Origin of the sequence: Actinoplanes sp. GCM10030250 (genome assembly GCF_042666575.1) — a bacterium.
Taxonomy (GTDB): Bacteria; Actinomycetota; Actinomycetes; order Mycobacteriales; family Micromonosporaceae; genus Actinoplanes.
The window spans coordinates 74,353-94,710 of the sequence record NZ_JBHTDO010000007.1; the positions used below are offsets into that span (position 1 = coordinate 74,353).

At 69.1% G+C, this 20,358-nt stretch carries 18 protein-coding genes; 15 read left to right on the forward strand and 3 right to left on the reverse strand.

Translation table 11 applies throughout. The features are described 5' to 3' along the window. Positions 1–2: 2 nt before the first annotated feature. From ACFQV6_RS12215 to ACFQV6_RS12225, 3 genes are all read right to left on the reverse strand, one after another. Positions 3–959: an aldo/keto reductase gene (locus ACFQV6_RS12215; protein WP_378027525.1), complete on the reverse strand. Its 957-nt coding sequence runs from the start codon at positions 957–959 to the stop codon at positions 3–5. 108 nt (positions 960–1,067) lie between these two features. Then, on the reverse strand, positions 1,068–1,886 hold the full coding sequence (locus ACFQV6_RS12220; RefSeq protein WP_378027526.1) for an SWIM zinc finger family protein: 819 nt from the start codon (positions 1,884–1,886) through the stop codon (positions 1,068–1,070). Between the two features lies 1 nt (position 1,887). Next, positions 1,888–4,953 (reverse strand): DEAD/DEAH box helicase, encoded by a 3,066-nt coding sequence (locus ACFQV6_RS12225; RefSeq protein ID WP_378027527.1) that lies wholly within the window; start codon positions 4,951–4,953, stop codon positions 1,888–1,890. A gap of 102 nt (positions 4,954–5,055) precedes the next feature. Between ACFQV6_RS12225 and mqnC the strand changes: the two genes are divergently transcribed. The 15 genes from mqnC to nuoK all read left to right on the forward strand — a co-directional run bounded on the left by mqnC (position 5,056) and on the right by nuoK (position 20,357). Then, on the forward strand, positions 5,056–6,297 hold the full coding sequence (gene mqnC / locus ACFQV6_RS12230; protein ID WP_378027528.1) for a cyclic dehypoxanthinyl futalosine synthase: 1,242 nt from the start codon (positions 5,056–5,058) through the stop codon (positions 6,295–6,297). 496 nt (positions 6,298–6,793) lie between these two features. After that, on the forward strand, positions 6,794–7,489 hold the full coding sequence (locus ACFQV6_RS12235; protein WP_378027529.1) for a demethylmenaquinone methyltransferase: 696 nt from the start codon (positions 6,794–6,796) through the stop codon (positions 7,487–7,489). Positions 7,490–7,537: 48 nt separating this feature from the next. Then, complete coding sequence (locus ACFQV6_RS12240) at positions 7,538–7,798, forward strand: hypothetical protein (RefSeq protein WP_378027530.1); 261 nt, start codon at positions 7,538–7,540, stop codon at positions 7,796–7,798. A gap of 117 nt (positions 7,799–7,915) precedes the next feature. Further along, positions 7,916–9,211 (forward strand): geranylgeranyl reductase family protein, encoded by a 1,296-nt coding sequence (locus ACFQV6_RS12245; RefSeq protein WP_378027531.1) that lies wholly within the window; start codon positions 7,916–7,918, stop codon positions 9,209–9,211. An 83-nt stretch (positions 9,212–9,294) separates the two neighbouring features. Next, positions 9,295–9,660, forward strand: coding sequence for an NADH-quinone oxidoreductase subunit A (locus ACFQV6_RS12250; protein ID WP_378027532.1), 366 nt, complete (start codon positions 9,295–9,297; stop codon positions 9,658–9,660). Between the two features lie 6 nt (positions 9,661–9,666). Further along, on the forward strand, positions 9,667–10,338 hold the full coding sequence (locus tag ACFQV6_RS12255) for a NuoB/complex I 20 kDa subunit family protein (RefSeq protein ID WP_378027533.1): 672 nt from the start codon (positions 9,667–9,669) through the stop codon (positions 10,336–10,338). Continuing rightward, positions 10,335–11,054, forward strand: a complete 720-nt coding sequence (locus ACFQV6_RS12260) for an NADH-quinone oxidoreductase subunit C (protein WP_378027534.1) — start codon at positions 10,335–10,337, stop codon at positions 11,052–11,054. Before ACFQV6_RS12255 ends, ACFQV6_RS12260 begins: the two co-directional genes overlap by 4 nt. Beyond that, positions 11,051–12,376, forward strand: a complete 1,326-nt coding sequence (locus tag ACFQV6_RS12265) for an NADH-quinone oxidoreductase subunit D (RefSeq protein WP_378027535.1) — start codon at positions 11,051–11,053, stop codon at positions 12,374–12,376. The genes ACFQV6_RS12260 and ACFQV6_RS12265 overlap by 4 nt, the downstream gene beginning before the upstream one ends. Then, positions 12,376–13,476 (forward strand): NADH-quinone oxidoreductase subunit NuoE, encoded by a 1,101-nt coding sequence (gene nuoE, locus ACFQV6_RS12270; RefSeq protein ID WP_378027536.1) that lies wholly within the window; start codon positions 12,376–12,378, stop codon positions 13,474–13,476. The genes ACFQV6_RS12265 and nuoE overlap by 1 nt, the downstream gene beginning before the upstream one ends. Continuing rightward, a complete protein-coding gene (gene nuoF / locus ACFQV6_RS12275) occupies positions 13,473–14,789 on the forward strand; it encodes an NADH-quinone oxidoreductase subunit NuoF (protein WP_378027537.1) in 1,317 nt (438 codons plus the stop codon). Before nuoE ends, nuoF begins: the two co-directional genes overlap by 4 nt. After that, positions 14,789–17,287: an NADH-quinone oxidoreductase subunit G gene (locus tag ACFQV6_RS12280; RefSeq protein WP_378027538.1), complete on the forward strand. Its 2,499-nt coding sequence runs from the start codon at positions 14,789–14,791 to the stop codon at positions 17,285–17,287. Before nuoF ends, ACFQV6_RS12280 begins: the two co-directional genes overlap by 1 nt. Continuing rightward, positions 17,284–18,654, forward strand: coding sequence for an NADH-quinone oxidoreductase subunit NuoH (nuoH, locus tag ACFQV6_RS12285; RefSeq protein WP_378027539.1), 1,371 nt, complete (start codon positions 17,284–17,286; stop codon positions 18,652–18,654). Before ACFQV6_RS12280 ends, nuoH begins: the two co-directional genes overlap by 4 nt. 1 nt (position 18,655) lies before the next feature. Continuing rightward, positions 18,656–19,291, forward strand: coding sequence for an NADH-quinone oxidoreductase subunit NuoI (nuoI, locus tag ACFQV6_RS12290; RefSeq protein WP_378027540.1), 636 nt, complete (start codon positions 18,656–18,658; stop codon positions 19,289–19,291). Next, complete coding sequence (locus ACFQV6_RS12295; RefSeq protein WP_378027698.1) at positions 19,291–20,061, forward strand: NADH-quinone oxidoreductase subunit J; 771 nt, start codon at positions 19,291–19,293, stop codon at positions 20,059–20,061. Before nuoI ends, ACFQV6_RS12295 begins: the two co-directional genes overlap by 1 nt. After that, positions 20,058–20,357, forward strand: a complete 300-nt coding sequence (nuoK, locus tag ACFQV6_RS12300) for an NADH-quinone oxidoreductase subunit NuoK (protein ID WP_378027541.1) — start codon at positions 20,058–20,060, stop codon at positions 20,355–20,357. The genes ACFQV6_RS12295 and nuoK overlap by 4 nt, the downstream gene beginning before the upstream one ends. Position 20,358: the final 1 nt, after the last annotated feature.

Genomic DNA, 20,358 nt, shown 5'->3' on the forward strand with positions numbered 1-20,358 from the left:
ACCTAGTCGTCGAGCAGCGCGTCCAGCGCGGCGACGTCGGCGGCGCTGAGATCCCAACCGCCCGCTGCCGCGTTCGCCCGCACCTGCTCGGCGGAGGTCGCGCCGGCGATCACACTCGTCACGGCCGGCCGGGCGGCCAGGCCGGCGATGGCCACATCGAGCAGGCTGTGGCCACGTTCCTGCCCGTACGCGGTGAGCGCCTCGATGGTGTCCCAATCGGCACCCTCGAGCCAGCGCTGGTAGCGCTCCTGGGCGAGCCGGGTGCCGGCGGCGGGCTTCTCACCGCGCCGGTACTTGCCGGTGAGCAGGCCCGAGTCGAGCGGGAAGAACGGCAGCAGGCCCAGGCCGAACTGCTCGCAGGCCGGAACCACCTCGGTCTCCACATCCCGGTGCAGAAGGCTGTACTGGTTCTGGGCGCTGACGAACCGGGTCTGACTGCCGGTACGCGCGGTCCAGTCGGCGTCGGCGATCTGCCATCCGGAGAAGTTCGAGTTGCCCAGGTAGCGCACCTTGCCCGCGCGGACCAGGTCGTCCAGGGCGGCGAGGGTCTCCTCGATCGGCGTCGCCGGATCGGGCTCGTGCATCTGGTAGAGGTCGATGTGATCGGTCTCCAGCCGGCGCAGCGACGCTTCGACGGCCCGGACGATGTACCGCCGGGAGCCGCGGGCACCGAAGTCCCGGCCGTTGAGGCCCTCCATGTTCATGCCGAATTTGGTGGCGAGCACAACCTCGTCACGGCGGCCCTTGAGCGCGGCGCCGAGCAGTTCCTCGGAGGCGCCGTGCGGGGTGCCGTAGATGTCGGCGGTGTCGAAGAGGGTGATGCCGGCGTCGAGTGCGGCGTCGACCACTTCCCGGGTGCCGTCGGCGTCCAGCTTGCGGCCGAAGTTGTTGCAGCCGATTCCGATCACGGACACCACCAGGCCCGAGTCACCCAGGCGGCGGTAGCTCATCTCACTCATCAGTTGACCTCACTTGTAGTCACATTGCGTACGCATCGGGTAGCGTGACGATCCGCCGCGTCCATCGTGGACTCGCCCACGATCGGTTCACGATGGGCGCGGCCCGAGTCACTCCTCCGGTTTACCCAGATCGCGATAGGTGGACCGGAGGATGTCCACCAGCGGGACGTGACGGATCTTGACCGGGGGCGGGTCGAGGGCACGCAGCAGCAGCTCCGGCGGTGCCGTGGTCCGTCCCGGACGCTCTCGCAGCCGGCCCAGGCTGATCGCCGCGGAGTAGAAGTCGGCCAGCCGGGCGTCCAACGGCTCGTCCTCCACCGCGAGCGGGTCGACTGCCTCCTCGTCCGGGTCCGGGGTGCCGCGCAGGGCGTCCAGCAGGTCCTCGCGAGGGCGTCCCCGCCAGGCCAGCACCAGGAACGGGTCGTCGTCGAACGCCTCGGCCAGCACGTAGAGGGCGGCAGACCCGTGCTTGCAGGGAACGCCCCAGTCCGGGCAGGAACAGGCGATGTCCAGATCGGACGGGAACAGCGGCAGGCCGAGCTCGGTGAAGAGCTCGACGATCTCGTGCGGCATCTCACCGGCCAGCAGGGCGGCGCGGTAGATCGCGCGGGCACCGAGCTGCTCGGTGATCTCATTCCACTGTGCTTCGTCGAAATGACTGATCGTGATCGTGACCTGGTAAGGCGTCGGCCGCGAACCCTGCACCCGAGCCTTGATCCGGCCCGGGGTCAGAGCAAAATCAATGACCTGACCCTTTCTTGCGTACGCACGACCGCGCGCAAGACGTCCCGGATCGCAGATCCCCTCCAGGACGTCCACGAAACGGCGTGACCACCACTGCTCGCCGATCTTGCCGCGCTTCGACCGGACCGCGAGGCCACCGTCCACTTCGATCGGACGGCCGTACTCGGAGAAGTGGCCGGCCATCTCAGCTCACCGCACCCGGGCCGAGGGAGAACAGCTCACGCAGCTGATCGGTGCTGAGATCGGTGATCCACTGCTCCCCGGTACCGACGACCGAGGAGGCCAGCGCCTTCTTGCGCTCGATCATCTGGTCGATCTTCTCCTCCAGCGTGCCGGTGCAGATGAACTTGCGGACCTGCACGTTGCGTGACTGTCCGATGCGGAACGCCCGGTCGGTGGCCTGGTCCTCGACGGCCGGGTTCCACCATCTGTCGAAGTGGACGACGTGGTTCGCCGCGGTGAGGTTCAGGCCCGTTCCGGCCGCCTTCAAGGAAAGCAGGAACAGCATCGGCTCGCTGTCGTTCTGGAACCGCTCGACGAGTTCGTCACGCCGCGCCTTACTCAGTCCACCGTGGAGCCACAGCACCGGGCGGTCGACGTGCGCGGCGAGGTAGGGCTGCAGCAGCGAGCCCCACTCCGCGTACTGGGTGAAGATCAGGGCCTTGTCGCCCTCCTCGACGATCTCGTCGGCGAGTCCCTCCAGGCGGGCCAGCTTGCCGGACCGGCCGGGCAGCCGGGAACCGTCCTTGAGCAGGTGCGCGGGGTGGTTGCAGACCTGCTTGAGCTTCATCATCGCGGCGAGCACGTTGCCGCGCCGCTGGATGCCCTCGGTGCTCTCGATCTCGGCCATCATGTCCTCGACCACGGCCTGGTAAAGGGTGGCCTGCTCGGGAGTGAGCGAGCACCACACCTTCATCTCGTTCTTCTCCGGGAGGTCCGAGATGATGGTCTTGTCGGTCTTCAGGCGGCGCAGCACGAACGGGCCGGTCGCCCGTTTCAGCGCGGCGGTGGCGTCGGCGTCCTGGCGTACCTCGATCGGCTCCTGGAAGCGGCGGCGGAACCGTTTCGCCGGGCCGAGCAGGCCGGGATTGCAAAAGTCCATGATGGACCAGAGTTCGGCCAGGTGGTTCTCGACCGGCGTACCGGTGAGCGCGAGCCGGGTGCGCGCCGGGATCGCGCGGACGGCCTGCGACTGCCGGGTGCCGCTGTTCTTGATCGCCTGGGCCTCGTCGCAGACCATCCGGCTCCAGCCGACGGTCCGCAGCGTCTCGATGTCGCGCAGCGCGGTGCCATAGGTGGTGATCACCAGGTCGGCGCCGGCGACCGCGGCGTCGAAATCGGCACCGCGCTGCCGGGTGCCGCCGTGATGGACGTAGACCCGGATCGCCGGAGCGAACCGGGCGGCCTCCTTCTGCCAGTTGCTGACCAGCGACATCGGGCAGATCAGCAGCGTCTTGCGCTGCTTGTCCCGCTGGTCACCGCCCTGATCCGGCTCGCCACCATCCTGATCCAGTTCGGTCAGCAGCAGTGACAGGGTTTGTGCGGTCTTGCCCAGGCCCATGTCGTCGGCGAGGATACCGCCCAGCCCGAGGCGGCTGAGGAAGTGCAGCCAGGAAAGACCACGTTCCTGGTACGGCCGAAGCGCACCCTGGAATCCGGGCGGCGTCGGAAGCGGGCTGAGCCGATCCGCCGCCTGACCCGACAACAGGTCGCCCAGCCTGCCGTCCGCGTCGACCTCGAGCAGCGGCAGGTCCTCGTCGCCCCCGTCGACCACCTGCTGGAGCACCTCGGCAGCGGTCAGCTCTCCCTCGCGGCGCCGGCTCACCGCCTTCAGGGCCGCCTTCAACTGCCTGTCGTCCAGCTCCACCCACTGGCCCCGGACCCGGACCAGCGGCACCTTGAGCCGGGCCAGTTCGGCCAGCTCCTCCGCGCTCACCACGCCGTCGCCGATCACCAGGTCGATCCGGAACTCGACGAGCTGGTCGAGGCCGAAACCGGAGTCGGCGGCGGCCCGCGACGACGGGCCGGTGGACTTCGACCGGGTGGTCAGTTTCAGCCCGACGCCCTTGCGGCCGGCCCACGACGGCAGCTGCACACCGAAGCCCGCGGCCTGTAGCAGCGGGGCGGTCTGGCGAAGGAACTCGTACGCCTCTCCGGTGGTCAGCCCCATCGCGGCCGGCCGTTGTTCGAGCAGGGCGATGTGCAACAGCGGGAAGAGACGGACCGCCCGGCCCAGTCCGGCCAGGAGCGTCTCGTCGGGGCGCCGGGGCAGGCCGGGGAAGCGCTCACCCTCCCAGAGGGCCTCGGCCGTCAGGTAGAGGCTCGGGTCCTCGGCTGACTGCACCGCGAACTCCAGCGCCCAGTCGTCCTCGCCCGGCTCCGGCTCGATGAGGCGGAAGCTGACCCGGATCGGTCCGTTGGCCTCGTTGGCGGCGCGCATCCAGCCGTCCAGCGCCTGCCGCAGGTCCCGTACGTCGTCGGCCGGTGCCCCGGGCAGAGCCGGATCGCCGGCGGTCAGCGCGGAGATCCAGCGGTCCGGCAGCGCGGCCTTCGGACCGGGCCGCTGACCGACCATGAGCCGCTCGGGCAGTACGGCGCGGGCGGCTCCGTCGAGCAGCGAGTCGAGCGCGTCGCGGACCGTATGACCCAGCTGGTGGCCGTCGGGGGTGTCGACGGAGCGGACGACCGCGGGCATTCCGGCCGCGAAGTCGCGGTAGCCGACGGTGTCCGCCCCGGTCAGCACCGGCCGCCAGCGCGCGGCGGGAACCTTGTCCTCGATCACCAGTTGCGGCAGCATCCGCCCGCGCCGGGCCAGGTCGCAGGCGAAGCCCGCGAGCAGGGCCAGGTAGCGCAGGGACGAGCCGGCGACCCACGGTGCGCCCGGGTCGGGGTCGGCGAGCAGGCCCAGCACCGCGGTGGCGGAGGGGCCGGGCACCGAGAGCAGCGGGATGGTCCACATGCCGAGCCGGATGCCTCGTGTGGGTGCCTCTGCTTCGGCTGCCGTCTCCGGTGAGGGTCGGGGTCCGCGCGCCGTACCCGGAAGTTGCACTGTGCCGGAGCCGGCGCTGACGTCGTCGGTGAGCGTCGCAGCAAGCGCCGCGGTCAGCGTCTCCGCGGAGGCCGCGAAGGGGTGCGGGCGTGATTTCGCCCGGGAGGCCGAGGTCAGCGGCAGCGACGGATCCTCGGCCCAGAGCACCAGGCGGCCGGGCCGGCCCGCACCGGGCACCCAGCCGGCATGAACGACGAGCACTTCCACCCCCTGAACGACCCGTCGAGATTAGCCGCTTGATGCGGGGCCGGCGGTGACCCGCGCCGCTGACGACCGGGCTCGGGTGGACGTACGCTTCTGGTCGTGACTGCGAATCCGGAGATCGACAGCATTCTGCAGCGCGGCGCCGACGGCGGGCGGATCACGCCCGAGGAGGCGCTGCTGCTCTACACGCAGGCTCCGTTCCACGCGCTGGGCGAGGCGGCCGACGCGGTTCGCCGCCGCCGCTACCCGGACGGCGTCGTCACGTACCTGATCGATCGCAACATCAACTACACGAACGTGTGCGTGACCGCGTGCAAGTTCTGCGCCTTCTTCCGGGCGCCCAAGCACAACGAGGGCTGGTCGCACCCGATCGAGGAGATCCTGCACCGGTGCGGTGAGGCGATCGAGCTCGGCGCCACCCAGGTGATGCTCCAGGGCGGCCACCACCCCGACTTCGGCGTGGAGTACTACGAGAACCTGTTCTCGTCGGTGAAGACCGCATACCCCCAGCTGGTGATCCACTCGATCGGCCCCAGCGAGATCCTGCACATGGCCAAGGTCTCCGGCGTCTCGATCGAGGACGCGGTGCTGCGGATCAAGGCGGCCGGGCTGGACTCGATCGCCGGTGCCGGTGCGGAGATGCTGCCCGAGCGGCCGCGCAAGGCGATCGCCCCGCTCAAGGAGAGCGGTGAGCGGTGGCTAGAGGTGATGGCGGTGGCTCACCGCAACGGGCTCTCGTCGACCGCCACCATGATGATGGGCACCGGCGAGACGAACACCGAGCGTATCGAGCACATCCGCATGATCCGTGACGTCCAGGATCTCGCCGTCGCGAACGGCTACCGGGACGACGCGGTCGAGCAGTCGCACGAGGTCGGCGGCTTCCGGGCCTTCATCCCCTGGACCTACCAGCCGGAGAACAACCATCTGAAGGGCCGCACCCAGGCCACCACGATGGAATACCTGCGTTTCATCGCGGTCTCCCGGCTCTTCTTCGACAACGTCGCGCACCTGCAGGCGTCCTGGCTCACCACCGGCAAGGACATCGGCCAGCTCTCGCTGCACATGGGCGTCGACGACCTGGGCTCGATCATGCTGGAGGAGAACGTGATCTCCTCCGCCGGCGCCCGGCACCGGTCCAACCTCACCGGCCTGATCTCGATGATCCGCACCGCGGACCGGATCCCGGCCCAGCGCGACACCTGGTACAGGCACCTGGCCGTGCACCACACGGCGGCGGACGACCCGACGGACGAGCGGGTGGTCTCGCACTTCTCGTCGATCGCCATCCCGGGCGGCGGTGCCGGGCGCACCCAGCTGCCGCTGGTGCAGGCGAACTAGGTTCGGTCCGCGCGGCGGAACCGACCCTTTCGGGGGGTGACATTCCGCCGTTCGGCCAGGTTCGGCTCGTCAGACCGGTGAGGCTGGGTTGCTCCTTCGTAACGAGCCCGCCTGTTGACTGTCCCGGCCGGTTCCGGCTGGTTACGTTGCCTGCGTAAGGCAAACGCATGCTTCAGTCGTCGCCCGCCGCGGTCAGCGTCGGTGACGGGATGTCGGACCCGACCGATGGCGGTCGTATATATAACGCACAAGGCGCGGGCGGGATGGGTGACCATCCCGCCCGCGCTGTTTTGTCGGCGTCCCTCTCGCCGCGGCGCGTCCTTCCTGCTGCGGCGGCGGCCCTCCCGCTTCAGCGGGCCTCCCGGCTGCGGCGGCGGCCCTCCCGCTTCAGCGGGCCTCCCGGCTTCGGCGGCGTCCCTCTCGTGTCGGCGGGCCTCCCGGCCTCGGCGGCGTCCCTCCCGCTTCGAAGTCGGGGCGGGGGTGGCAGAGTTGGGGCGTGACGCGCGCAGATCTGGACAAGCAGCCGCACGAGGTCGCCGAGATGTTCGACGGCGTCGCCGAGCGCTACGACATCACCAACACCGTGCTCTCCTTCGGCCAGGACCGGGGCTGGCGCCGGGCCACCCGGGCCGCTCTGGGCCTGCGCCCGGGCGAGCGGGTCCTGGACGTGGGTGCGGGCACCGGCATCTCCACGGAGGAGCTGGGCCGCTCCGGCGCGTTCGCTGTCGGCGCGGACCTGTCGGTCGGGATGCTGCGGGCCGGGCGGCGGGTCCGGCCGGAGGCACCGCTGCTGGCCGGCGACGCGTTGCGGCTGCCGTTCGCCGACGAGACCTTCGACGCGGTGACGATCTCCTTCGCCCTGCGTAACGTCGTTGACACCTCAGCTGCGCTGCGTGAGTTCGCGCGGGTCACCCGGCCGGGCGGGCGCCTTGTCGTCTGCGAGTTCAGCCACCCCACCAGCACGGCGTTCCGCACGCTCTACATGTCGTACGTCATGCGGTCTCTGCCGACCGTGGCCCGGACTGTGGCGAGCAACCCGGAGGCGTATGTCTATCTCGCTGAGTCGATCCGCGCCTGGCCGGACCAGCGGGGTCTGGCGGCCCGGATCGCCGAGTCCGGGCCGTGGGATCGGGTCGGCTGGCGCAACCTCACCGGTGGTATCGCCGCCCTGCATCGCGCCACCCGGGTGTAAATACGGCATTCGGCTTACAAGTGCCGAACCCGCTGTTTAGCTCGATTTATGACGAAGATCGGGCATCTCGAGGACACCGACATCGACATCGCGATCGACGAGGGTGAGGCCGGCGAGCGGCGCGCCACCGAACTGGCCACCCGGCTCCGGATGGTCGCGGCACAGGACCCGCTGCTCGCCCAGGATCTGGTCGAAGAGCTGATCGTCGCCCTCGACCGGGCGATGGGTGGCACTATCAGGGAGCACCTCGACGGTCCCGCGCTCGGGGTGGCCGATCGGGTCCTGCAAGAGCCTGACCTGGGGCGATAGTCCACTCGAAACAATTAGGGCAGCCTAAGCGCAAAGATCTTCGATTGTCGGCCTACACTCCGATCGAGGCATGCTTGTGAACTAATTCACGAGCGTCGCGCGAGAGGGAGGTGTGCCGTGAGCGACCACGGAGCGGGTTCGACCGTCGCCGATGAGGCAGACGTGATCGTGATCGGCGCGGGCCCCGGCGGATCAGCCGCTGCCTATCACCTTGCGCGCCACGGTGTGCGGGTGTTGCTCCTGGAGAAGACGGAGTTCCCCCGCGAGAAGGTGTGCGGCGACGGCCTCACGCCGCGCGCGGTCCGCCAGCTGATCCGGATGGGTGTCGACACCTCCGAGAAGGCCGGCTGGCTGCAGAACCGGGGCCTGCGCGTGATCGGTGGCGGCGTCCGGCTGGAGCTGGACTGGCCGGACCTCGCGAGCTTCCCCAACTACGGGCTGGTGCGGACCAGGCTCGACTTCGACGACATGCTGGCCGAGCGCGCCGTCGAGGCGGGTGCCCTCCTGCGTACCGGTGTGAACGTGACCGGCCCGGTGCTCGACCCGGACGGCTATGTGGTCGGTGTCGAGGCGAAGGCCGGCCCCGGCAGGGAGCCGGTCGAGTACCGCGCCCCGCTGGTGATCGCCGCCGACGGCGTCTCCGGCAAGTTCCCGCTCGCGCTCGGGCTGACCAAGCGGGACGATCGCCCGCTCGGCGTCGCGGTCCGCCGCTACTACCGCTCCGCGGTCAAGGCGGACGACAACTACCTGGAGTCCTGGCTGGAGCTGCGCAGCGCGCAGGACCCCGGCCGGCTCCTACCCGGATACGGGTGGATCTTCGGGCTCGGTGACGGCCGGGTGAACGCCGGGCTCGGCATCCTCAACTCGTCCGACGCGTTCGGCAAGACGAACTATCGCGCCCTGCTGACCGACTGGCTCGGCACCACACCGCAGGAGTGGGGTCTGCGCGAGGAGTCGAACGCGGAGGGCCAGACGCTCGGCGCCGCGCTGCCGATGGGCTTCAACCGGGTGCCGCACTACACCCGCGGCCTGATGCTGGTCGGCGACTCCGGCGGCATGGTCAATCCGATGAACGGTGAGGGCATCGCGTACGCGATGGAATCCGGTGAGCTGGCGGCCGAGGTTGCGGTGCAGGCGCTGGCCCGCCCGGCGGGCCCGGCTCGGGAACGGGCGCTCCAGGCATATCCCGCCGAACTCAGCCTGCGATTCGGCGGTTATTACCGGGTCGGCGGGATATTCGTGAAATTGATCGGGAATCCGCAGATCATGAGACTGGCGACGAAGTACGGCATGCCGCAACCGCTGCTCATGAAGTTCGTCCTGAAACTCCTGGCCAACCTCACCGATCCCCGGGGTGGCGACGCCATGGACCGCATCATCAACGGCTTGACGAAGGTGGCGCCCAGCGTCTGAGGACGTAGTAGGGCACCCCGACCAAAGGACTACAGAAGCACAGTAACTAGTGTGAAGCGGCTAACAGTCGTACGGGAGTGAACATGACGGTCAACCCTTATGTCCCGATCGTCGGGTTGCTGATCCTTGGCGCCCTTTTTGCGCTGTTCTCGGTGTCCGTCGCCCCGATCGTCGGTCCCAAGCGCTACAACCGGGCCAAACTCGAGGCTTACGAATGCGGCATCGAGCCGGCTCCACAGCCGATCGGTGGCGGACGATTCCCGGTCAAGTTCTACCTGACCGCGATGCTCTTCATCATCTTCGACATCGAGACCATCTTCCTGTACCCCTGGGCCGTGTCCTTCGACGCACTCGGCCTGTTCGGGTTCGTCGAGATGGTCCTGTTCATCCTCACCGTCTTCATCGCCTACGCATACGTGTGGCGACGCGGCGGCCTCAACTGGGACTGATGTGACATGGGAATCGAGGAGAAGCTCCCGTCAGGCATTCTGCTGACGAGCGTGGAGAAGGTGTCCAACTGGGCCCGCAAGTCGTCGTTCTGGGGCGCCACCTTCGGCCTGGCCTGCTGCGCCATCGAGATGATGGCGTCCGGCGGCCCGCACTACGACCTGGGTCGCTGGGGCATGGAGGTCTTCCGGGCGTCGCCCCGGCAGGCCGACCTGATGATCGTCGCCGGCCGGGTGAGCCAGAAGATGGCCCCGGTCGTCCGGCAGATCTACGACCAGATGCCGGAGCCCCGCTCGGTGATCTCGATGGGCGTGTGCGCCTCGTCCGGCGGCATGTTCAACAACTACGCGATCGTCCAGGGCGTTGACCACATCGTCCCGGTCGACATCTACCTGCCGGGCTGCCCGCCGCGGCCGGAGATGCTGATCGACGCCATCCTCAAGATGCGCGAGAAGGTCATGGCCCAGCCGCTCGGCCCGAACGGCCGGAAGATGCTGGCCGCCCGCGAGGCCGAGGGCCGGCTCCCGATCGTCGCGCCGGGTGCCATGCCCTCGTCGTACCGGGTGGACAAGGCGCGCCGGGCGGAATGGACACAGGCCGTCAAGGAAGGCCGTGAGGAGCAACTGCGGATCGAGAACTGGATGAAGCTCCAGCCGCATTTGCGAGAGGTGGGCAAGTGACGATTCAGCCCGGCACCGACGGTGGCGTTCCGACCACCGCGACCGAGGGTGCGAACATCGGTGCACCCGCGCAGACGCCGCCCAGCCCGGACAAGGGCATGTTCGGTGTCCAGGGCACCGGGGACGTCTCCGGTTTCGGTCAGCTGGTCCGTCCCCGGCCCGCTGTCTTCGAGACCCCGCGGCCCTACGGCGACTATTTCGACGACGTTTATGACGCGCTGGAAGAAGCGTATCCGGCCCTCTCCGAAGCCATCGAGAAGGTGGTCGTGGACAGGGGCGAACTCACACTGCACATTCGCGCTGAACACATCGCCGAGGTGTGCCAGGTGATGCGTGACGACGAGTCGCTGCGCTTCGAGCTCTGCTCGTCGGTCGACGCTGTCGACTACCTCGGTGCCGACGAGCGCCGGTTCCACGTGTCGTACCAGTTGACCTCCATGACGTACCGGCGGCGGGTCCGCCTGGAGGTCGCGGTGGCGGACGGTGTCACGGTTCCGAGCGTCACGCAGGTCTACCCGACTGCCGACTGGCAGGAGCGGGAGATCTACGACATGTTCGGCGTCGTCTTCCCGGGCCATCCCAACCTCACCCGGATCCTGATGCCGGACGACTGGGAGGGCCACCCCCAGCGCAAGGACTACCCGCTCGGCGGCGTGCCCGTCGAGTACAAGGGCGCCGAGATTCCGCCGCCCGACCAGCGGAGGGTGTACCAGTGACGACATCCGAGTACGCGAGCGAGCGCGAGACGACCGAGGGCCGGGTCTTCACGGTCACCGGTGGCGACTGGGACACGCTGACCTCAAGCGTCGACCCGCTCAGCAACGAGAAGATCGTCGTCAACATGGGTCCGCAGCACCCGTCCACGCACGGCGTGCTCCGGCTGGTGCTGGAGCTCGAGGGCGAGACGGTCACCGAGTGCCGGCCGGTCGTCGGGTACCTGCACACCGGGATCGAGAAGAACCTCGAGTACCGCAACTGGACCCAGGGCGTCACGTTCGTGACCCGCATGGACTACCTGGCGAACATGTCCAACGAGACGGCGTACTGCCTCGCGGTGGAGAAGCTGCTCGGCATCACCGACGACATCACCGAGCGGGCCAACACGATCCGCGTGATGTTCATGGAGTTGCAGCGGATCGCCTCGCACCTGGTCTGGCTGGCCACCACCGGCATGGAGCTCGGCGCGATCTCGATGATGTTGTACGGCTTCCGCGAGCGGGAGTACATCCTCGACATCTTCGAGGAGACCTCCGGCCTGCGGATGAACAACGGCTACATCCGTCCCGGCGGCCTCGCGCAGGACCTTCCGGAGTCGGCGGTCCGCAAGATCCGCGACTTCCTGAAGTACCTGCCGAAGAAGCTCAAGGAGTACGAGGCCATGCTGTCCGGCCAGATCATCTGGCAGCAGCGGACGCAGGGTGTCGCGGTCCTGGACGTGACCGGATGTCTCGCGCTGGGCATCACCGGACCGGTGCTTCGCGCCGCCGGCCTGCCCTGGGACCTGCGCAAGACCATGCCGTACTGCGGTTACGAGGACTACGAGTTCGACGTGCCGACCGCGACCACCGCCGACGTCTGGGGCCGTTACCTGGTCCGGGTGGCGGAGATCCGTGAGTCGCTGAAGATCGTCGAGCAGGCTCTCGACCGGCTCAAGCCCGGCCCGATCTGGATCGCGGACAAGAAGATCGCGTGGCCGGCGCAGCTCGCGCTCGGCCTCGACGGGCTCGGCAACTCGCTGGAGCACGTCGCCAAGATCATGGGTCAGTCGATGGAGTCGCTGATCCACCACTTCAAGCTCGTGACCGAGGGCTTCCGGGTTCCGCCCGGCCAGGTCTACGTCGCGATCGAGCACCCGCGTGGCGAACTCGGCGTCCACGCGGTCTCCGACGGCGGTACCCACCCCTACCGGGTGCACTACCGCGAACCGAGCTTCATCAACCTCCAGGCCATCCCCGCGATGGCCGAGGGAGCACTGCTGGCCGACGTGATCGCCGGCGGCGCTTCGCTGGACCCCGTGATGGGTGGGTGTGACCGCTGATGTCCGAAACCACGGTGGACTTCTCCCCGGCCGCCGCACCGCTGGCCGAGAGACTCCTCGAACCCGCACTCGAAATCCTCACCCGGTACCCCGCGGGCCGGGAGCGCTCGGCGCTGTTGCCGCTGCTGCACCTGGTGCAGACCGAGGAGGGGCATGTCAGCCCCAGCGGTGTGGCGTTCTGCGCCGAGATCCTCGGGATCAACAAGGCGCAGGTCGGCGCGGTGGCGACGTTCTACACCATGTACAAGCGCCGCCCGACCGGTGAGTACCTGGTCAGCGTCTGCACCAACACGCTCTGCAACGTGATGGGCGGTCAGGAGGTCTACGACCAGCTGAGCGAGCACCTCGGCGTCGGGCACGACCAGACCACGGCCGACGGCAAGATCACGCTGGAGCACGCCGAGTGCCTCGCGGCCTGCGACTACGCCCCGGTGGTGACGGTCAACTACGACTTCACCGTCGACCAGGCGACGCCGGAGTCCGCTGTCGAGCTGGTGGAGGGCCTGCGCAACGGCGAGCGGCCCGCACCGAGCCGGGGCGCCCGGATCTGTTCGCTCAAGGAGATGCAGTACCAGCTGGCGGGCTTCGCCGATCCTCGCGACGGTGCGGTCGCCGACGGTGTGGCCGGCGCGCCGACGCTGCGCGGTGTCCGCCTGGCGCAGGAGCACGGCATCGCGGTCGCCGGGTTCGACCCGGACAGCCCGATCACCAAGACCAAGTCGCCCCGCGAGGGGAACGCCCTGCCGCAGCAGCAGGCCGCCGACGACAAGCCGGCACCGAGCCGCGCGGTCGCGGTGGCACGCAAGGCCGCCGGCGCGGTCAAGGCCGCGGCCGGTGCGGTCGCCGAGAAGGCGGGCGCCGTCGCGGACAAGGTGGGCGAGCACCGTCACGCCGGGCGGACCACCGTCGCGGGTGACGTCAAAGACCCTGAGGTACGGGCGGCGGAGTCCCGCAACCCGACCGGTGACACCCCCGGCCGTCCCCAGACGACGACCCCCGAGCCCACCAATGCCGCCGAGGCTGCCGGCGTCGCGGGCAACAAGCCGGCCGGCGACGGCAAACCCGCTGGTGACACGCGCGGCAATGAGGAGGCGAAGTGACCCAGCCACGGGCGGAGGTCCTTCAGAAGCTCACCCCCGTTCTGACCAAGCGCTGGCTCTCGCCGGACGCCTGGCAGATCGGCGTCTACGAGCGGCTCGACGGATATTCGGCGCTGCGCAAGGCGCTCGACGTGCACCCGGACGACCTGATCCAGCTGGTCAAGGACTCCGGCCTGCGCGGTCGTGGTGGCGCCGGCTTCCCCACCGGTCTGAAGTGGGGCTTCATCCCGCAGGGCGACGGCAAGCCGCACTACCTCGTGATCAACGCGGACGAGGGCGAGCCGGGCACCTGCAAGGACCTGCCGCTGATGACGTACGACCCGCACTCGCTGGTGGAGGGCGCGATCATCGCCTCCTACGCGATCCGGGCGAACCGGGCGTACATCTACATCCGTGGTGAGGCGGTGCACGCCGCGCGGCGGTTGCGGCACGCGATCCAGGAGGCGTACGCCAAGGGCTACCTCGGCAAGAACATCCTCGGCTCCGGGTTCGACCTGGACATGGTTGTGCACAGCGGTGCCGGGGCGTACATCTGCGGTGAAGAAACCGCTCTGCTCGACTCGCTGGAAGGCTTCCGCGGCCAGCCCCGGCTGCGCCCGCCGTTCCCGGCCATCGCCGGCCTGTACGCGAGCCCGACCGTGGTCAACAACGTCGGCACCATCGCCAGCGTGCCCTACATCGTGCTGGGCGGCGCCGACTGGTGGAAGAGCATGGGCACCGAGAAGTCGGCCGGCCCGATGATCTACTCGCTCTCCGGCCGGGTGGTCAACCCGGGCCAGTACGAGTGCGGCCTCGGCATCACCCTGCGCGAGCTGATCGAGCTCGCCGGTGGCATGCAGCCGGGCCACAACCTGAAGTTCTGGACGCCCGGCGGGTCGTCGACGCCGATCCTGACCGCCGAGCACATGGACACCCCGATGGACTTCGAGGGTGTCGCGGCGGCCGGGTCGATCCTCGGCACCACGGCGATGCAGATCTTCTCGGACCAGGACTGCCCGGTCTACAACACGTGGCGCTGGCTGGAGTTCTACCACCACGAGTCGTGCGGCAAGTGCACTCCCTGCCGGGAGGGCAACTACTGGATGGTCCGCACCTACCGCCGGATCCTCGCCGGTCAGGGCACCCTCGCCGACCTGGACACCCTGCAGGACACCGCCGACAACATCTTCGGCCGGTCGTTCTGCGGTCTCGGCGACGGCGCGGCCACCCCGGTGGTCTCCACGCTGAAGTGGTTCCGGGACGACTACCTCGGCTACATCGAGGGTCGTACCGCGCCGCGGCTCTCCGAGAAGTCCCTTGTAGGAGCGCACTAATGACTGATGTTGCCAAGAAGGCCGACACCGTCACGCTCACCGTCGACGGGGTCGAGGTGACCGCGGCCAAGGGTGAGCTCGTCATCCGGGTCGCCGAGCGGATGGGCATCGCCATCCCGCGGTTCTGCGACCACCCGCTGCTCGCCCCGGCGGGCGCCTGCCGCCAGTGTCTGGTCGAGGTGGAGGGCCAGCGCAAGCCGGTCGCCTCCTGCACCCAGACGGTGGCCGACGGCATGGTGGTCAAGACCCAGCTCAGCTCGCCGGTGGCCGCGAAGGCGCAGGCCGGCGTGATGGAGCTGCTGCTGATCAACCACCCGCTGGACTGCCCGACCTGTGACAAGGGCGGTGAGTGCCCGCTGCAGAACCAGGCGATGAGCACCGGCCGCGCGGACACCCGGTTCCACGAGCACAAGCGGGAGTACGAGAAGCCGATCCACATCTCCAGCCAGGTGCTGCTGGACCGGGAGCGGTGCGTGCTCTGCCAGCGCTGCACCCGGTTCTCCGAGGAGATCGCCGGCGACAAGTTCATCGACCTGATGGACCGCTCCTCCGGCGAGCAGATCAACGTCTACCGGGACGACTTCTTCGGCGGCGAGGGCACCGGGGACGGTCAGGCCGGCGAGGGCGAGGGTGACGTCCCGTTCAACTCGTACTTCTCCGGCAACACCATCCAGATCTGCCCGGTGGGCGCGCTCACCGGCGAGCAGTACCGGTTCCGGGCCCGCCCGTTCGACCTGGTCTCCTCGCCGAGCGCCTGCGAGCACTGCGCCGCCGGCTGCTCCCAGCGCTCGGACCACCGCCGCGGGAAGGTGCTGCGCCGCTTGGCCGGCGACGACCCGGAGGTGAACGAGGAGTGGAACTGCGACAAGGGCCGCTGGGGCTTCCGGTACAGCACGGCCACCGACCGGCTCACCACCCCGCACATCCGTGACGCGGCCACCGGCAACCTGCGCGAGGCCTCCTGGAGCGAGGCCCTGCTGGCCGCGGCCGAGGGACTCAAGGCCGCGCGTGAGCGCGGCGTGGGCGTCCTTCCGGGTGGTCGATTGACGGTCGAGGACGCGTACGCCTACGCGAAGTTCGCCCGCACCGTTCTCGGCACCAACGACATCGACTTCCGGGCTCGCCCCGTACGCGCGGCCGGCTCGCCGCTGTCGACGACCGAGGAGGCGGACTTCCTCGCCGCCACGGTCGCCGGGTCCTCCGAGGTGACCTACGCCGACGTGGAGAACTCCCCGTCGGTCGTGATCGCCGGCCTGGAGCCGGAGGAGGAGTGCCCGATCCTCTTCCTGCGGCTGCGGAAGGGGTACACCAAGGGCAAGCTCAAGGTCACCGCTGTCGCACCGTACGTCTCCCGGGGTTTTGAAAAGCTCGGCGCCGCGGTCGTCACGGCTGTCCCGGGCGACGAGGCCCGCCTGCTCAGCACCGACCCGGCCCTGGCCGGAGCGCTCAGCGCCCCCGGCTCGCTGCTGATCGTCGGCGAGCGCCTGGCCACCGTGCCGGGCGGTCTGAGCGCCGCGGCCGACCTCGCCGCCCGCACCGGCGCCCGCCTCGCGTGGGTGCCCCGCCGGGCCGGTGACCGGGGCGCGCTCGACGCCGGATGCCTGCCGAACCTGCTGCCCGGCGGCCGTCCGGTCACCGACGCGGGTGCCCGTGCGGAGCTCTCGAGGGCCTGGCACCTCGACACCGGCGTGCTGCCCGCCACCGCCGGCCGCGACACCGACCGGATCATCGCGGCGGCTGCGGACGGCTCGCTCGGTGCCCTGCTGGTCGGCGGCGTGGACCCGGCCGACCTGGCCGACCCCCGCCTGGCGGAGGAGGCGCTCGACGCGGTCCCGTTCGTGGTCAGCCTCGAGCTGCGGCAGAGCGCGGTGACCCGGCGGGCGGACGTGGTCCTGCCGATCGCTCCGGCGGTCGAGAAGGCCGGCACGTACATGGACTGGGAAGGCCGCCTACGGTCGTTCGGCGCCGTGCTGAACAGCACCGCGATGAGCGACGGCCGGGTGCTGGAGGCGATCGCCGCTCTGCTCGACGTCACCCTGAACACCGGGGACGTCATGACGATCCGCCGTGAGCTGGGCAGCATGCCGGCCAGCACCGCGGCGCGCCCGGCGGCGCCCACCGCCGAGCCGGCCGGTCTGCCGAAGCCCGGTCAGCACGAGGCTGTGCTCGCCACCTGGCACCACCTGATCGACCTGGGTTCGCTGCTCGACGGCGACCAGGTGCTGGCCGGCACCGCCCGGCAGTCGGTGGTCCGCCTCGGCAAGGACCTCGCCGAGGAGCTCGGGGTCGCCGACGGTGACCTCGTCACGGTCAGTACCGACCGCGGCGCGATCACCCTGCCGGCCGAGATCACCGACCTGCCGCCGCGGGTGGTGTGGGTGCCCACCAACTCGCCGGGTTCGACGGTGCGCCGCAGCCTCGGCGCGACCGCCGGTGCGGTGGTCAAGCTGACGGCCGGCGTGCCCGGCCCGATCCTCGCTGAGGGAGCGACCCGATGAACGAGGTGTTGCTGGCGGCGCATGCCGTCGACCCGACGCTGGAGACCTTCGAGAACGACATCTGGTGGATCTCGCTGTTCAAGCTGGTCCTCCTGTTCGTGGTGCTCCTGCTCCTGACGCTCTTCACGATCAACTACGAACGCAAGGTCGTCGCCCGGATGGCGGTCCGGCCCGGACCGAACCAGGTGGGGCCGAACGGCTGGCTGCAGAGCCTCACCGACGGTGTGAAGCTTCCGTTCAAGGAAGAGATCATTCCGAAGACCGCCGACAAGGTGGTCTACTTCATCGCTCCGGTGATCTCGGCGACCGTGGCGTTCACCGCCTTCGCCGTCATCCCGTTCGGTGGTGTGGTGAACATGTTCGGTCACCAGACCGCACTGCAGCTCACCGACGTGCCGGTCTCGGTGCTGGTCCTGCTCGCCTGCTCGTCGATGGCGGTGTACGGCGTCGTGCTGGCCGGCTGGGCGTCCGGCTCGACCTACCCGCTGCTCGGCGGGCTCCGGTCGAGCGCGCAGATGATCTCGTACGAGGTCGCGATGGGCCTCTCCATCGTGGCGGTGTTCATGACCGCCGGCACGATGAGCACCTCGCAGATCGTCGCGGCGCAGGCCTCCGGCGAGCCGGTGAACATCTTCGGCATCGACCTCACCGCCCCCGGCTGGTACGCGGTACAGCTCCTGCCGAGCTTCATCGTCTACATGATCGCCGCGGTCGGCGAGACCAACCGGGCGCCGTTCGACCTGCCCGAGGCGGAGTCCGAGCTGGTCGGCGGCTTCCACACGGAGTACTCGTCCTTCAAGTTCGCGCTCTTCTTCCTGGCCGAGTACATCAACATGATCACCGTCTCGGCGTTCTGCACCACGCTGTTCCTCGGCGGCTGGCGCGCACCCTGGCCGATCACCGCTGTCTGGGAGGGCGCCAACGCGGGCTACTTCGGGCTGATCTGGTTCTTCCTGAAGGTGTTCGCGCTGCTCTTCGGCTTCATCTGGCTCCGCGCCACGCTGCCCCGGATGCGCTACGACCAGTTCATGCGCTTCGGCTGGAAGGTGCTGATCCCGGTCAACCTGGTCTGGATCCTGTTCCTGGCCTACTTCAAGGTCGCCCGCAGCGGTGAGCTCTCCTCCGAGGTTCGCTGGATCTCCACCGGTGCCATCGCGGTGATCGTGCTGGCCATCGCCTGGGGCTGGCCGGCGAAGAAGACGCAGCGGAAGCTCTCGATCGAGGAGGAGCTGGCGCATCGGCCGCCGGGCAGCTTCCCGGTCCCACCGATGGACCTGCAGGTGCCGCCGAGTCCACGAGCCCGCCGAGCCGTGGCCGAGCGTGCCCCGGCCACCGTCGGCGGCGACTCCGAAACGAAGGAGGTGTGACGTGGGCACCTTCACCGGCTCCTTCAAGGGTTTCGGCGTGACCTTCGCGCACATGTTCCGCAAGGTGATCACGACCGACTACCCGTTCTCGCCGCCCAAACCGGCGCCGCGCTATCACGGGCGGCACATCCTCAACCGTCACCCGGACGGCCTGGAGAAGTGCATCGGCTGCGAGCTGTGCGCCTGGGCCTGCCCGGCCGACGCGATCTACGTCGAGGGCGGCGACAACACCGACGAGCAGCGTTTCTCGCCGGGCGAGCGGTACGCGAAGATCTACCAGATCAACTACGCCCGGTGCATCTTCTGCGGGCTCTGCATCGAGGCCTGCCCGACCCGTTCGCTGACCATGAGCAACGAGTACGAGCTGGCCCGCGACAACCGCCAGGACCTGATCTTCACGAAGAAGGAGCTCCTGGCCCCGCTGCTGCCCGGTATGGAGCAGCCGCCGCACCCGATGCGCCTCGGTGAGACCGACAAGGACTACTACATCGGTGCCCTCACCAACCCGGGAACGTCGGTCGGTGCCGAGCGGGCACCGTGGTCGGACGCCGATACGCACGACGCCTCGGAACCGCACACGCACGCCGACCGGCCCGAGGCGGCCGGAACCGTCCGGAAGGAAGGTGCGGGGCGATGATGACCGAAGTCGTACTCGCGGCCGCCGCGGGGCACGTCTCCACCGGAGAGGCTGTCGCCTTCTGGATCCTCGGGCCGGTCGCGGTGATCGGCGCGCTCGGCATGATCCTCGCCCGTAACGCCGTCCACTCGGCGCTGTGGCTGGTCGTGACCATGCTCTGCCTGGGCTTCCTCTACGTGGTCAACGCGGCGCCGTTCCTGGGCGCCGTCCAGATCATCGTCTACACCGGCGCCATCATGATGCTTTTCCTGTTCGTGCTGATGCTGGTCGGCCGGGACGCCTCGGACTCGCTGATCGAGACGTTGCGCGGTCAGCGGCTGGCCGCGATCGTGCTCGGCGTCGGCTTCGCGGCTCTGATCGGAACCGGTCTGGCTCGCTCGCTCGGCACGACGGACGCCGTCGGTCTCGCCGAGGCGAACAAGAACGGCAACGTGGAGGGCCTGGCCGCACTGCTCTTCACCCAGTACGTCTACGCCTTCGAGGTCACCTCGGCCCTGCTCATCACGGCAGCCGTCGGCGCCATGGTGATGGCCCACGTGGTGAAGACGAAGGAGGAGACGGCCGACCAGGTGACCCGGATGAAGGAGCGCTTCCGCCCGGGCAACTACCCCGGTCCCAAGCCCGGCCCCGGCGTCTACGCGAACACCATGTCGGTGGCCGCACCGGGCCGCCTGCCGGACGGCAACGGAGCCGAGCGCAGCATCTCGCCGATCCTCCCGGTCCGCGAGTTGACGCCCACCGAGGCGGCACCGAAGGGAACCGAGAAGTGACTCCCGACTACTACCTCATCCTGGCGTCCGTGCTCTTCACCATCGGTGCGTCGGGCGTATTGATCCGGCGCAACGCGATCGTGCTGTTCATGTGCATCGAGCTGATGCTCAATGCCGCGAACCTGGCACTGGTCACCTTCAGCCGGATCAACGGCAGCCTCGACGGCCAGATCATCTCGTTCTTCGTGATGGTCGTCGCGGCAGCCGAGGTCGTCGTCGGCCTTGCCATCATCATGTCGATCTTCCGTACGCGGCGCTCGGCGAGCGTCGACGACGCGAACCTTCTTAAGTACTGAA

Excerpts from the sequence above, each read along its gene's own strand:
- ACFQV6_RS12215 (WP_378027525.1), bottom strand. The coding sequence starts at position 959 with ATGAGTGAGATGAGCTACCGCCGCCTGGGTGACTCGGGCCTGGTGGTG.
- ACFQV6_RS12220 (WP_378027526.1), bottom strand. The coding sequence starts at position 1,886 with ATGGCCGGCCACTTCTCCGAGTACGGCCGTCCGATCGAAGTGGACGGT.
- ACFQV6_RS12240 (WP_378027530.1), top strand. The coding sequence starts at position 7,538 with ATGACGAAGATCGGGCATCTCGAGGACACCGACATCGACATCGCGATC.
- ACFQV6_RS12250 (WP_378027532.1), top strand. The coding sequence starts at position 9,295 with ATGACGGTCAACCCTTATGTCCCGATCGTCGGGTTGCTGATCCTTGGC.
- ACFQV6_RS12255 (WP_378027533.1), top strand. The coding sequence starts at position 9,667 with ATGGGAATCGAGGAGAAGCTCCCGTCAGGCATTCTGCTGACGAGCGTG.
- nuoE (WP_378027536.1), top strand. The coding sequence starts at position 12,376 with ATGTCCGAAACCACGGTGGACTTCTCCCCGGCCGCCGCACCGCTGGCC.
- ACFQV6_RS12280 (WP_378027538.1), top strand. The coding sequence starts at position 14,789 with ATGACTGATGTTGCCAAGAAGGCCGACACCGTCACGCTCACCGTCGAC.
- nuoH (WP_378027539.1), top strand. The coding sequence starts at position 17,284 with ATGAACGAGGTGTTGCTGGCGGCGCATGCCGTCGACCCGACGCTGGAG.
- ACFQV6_RS12295 (WP_378027698.1), top strand. The coding sequence starts at position 19,291 with ATGACCGAAGTCGTACTCGCGGCCGCCGCGGGGCACGTCTCCACCGGA.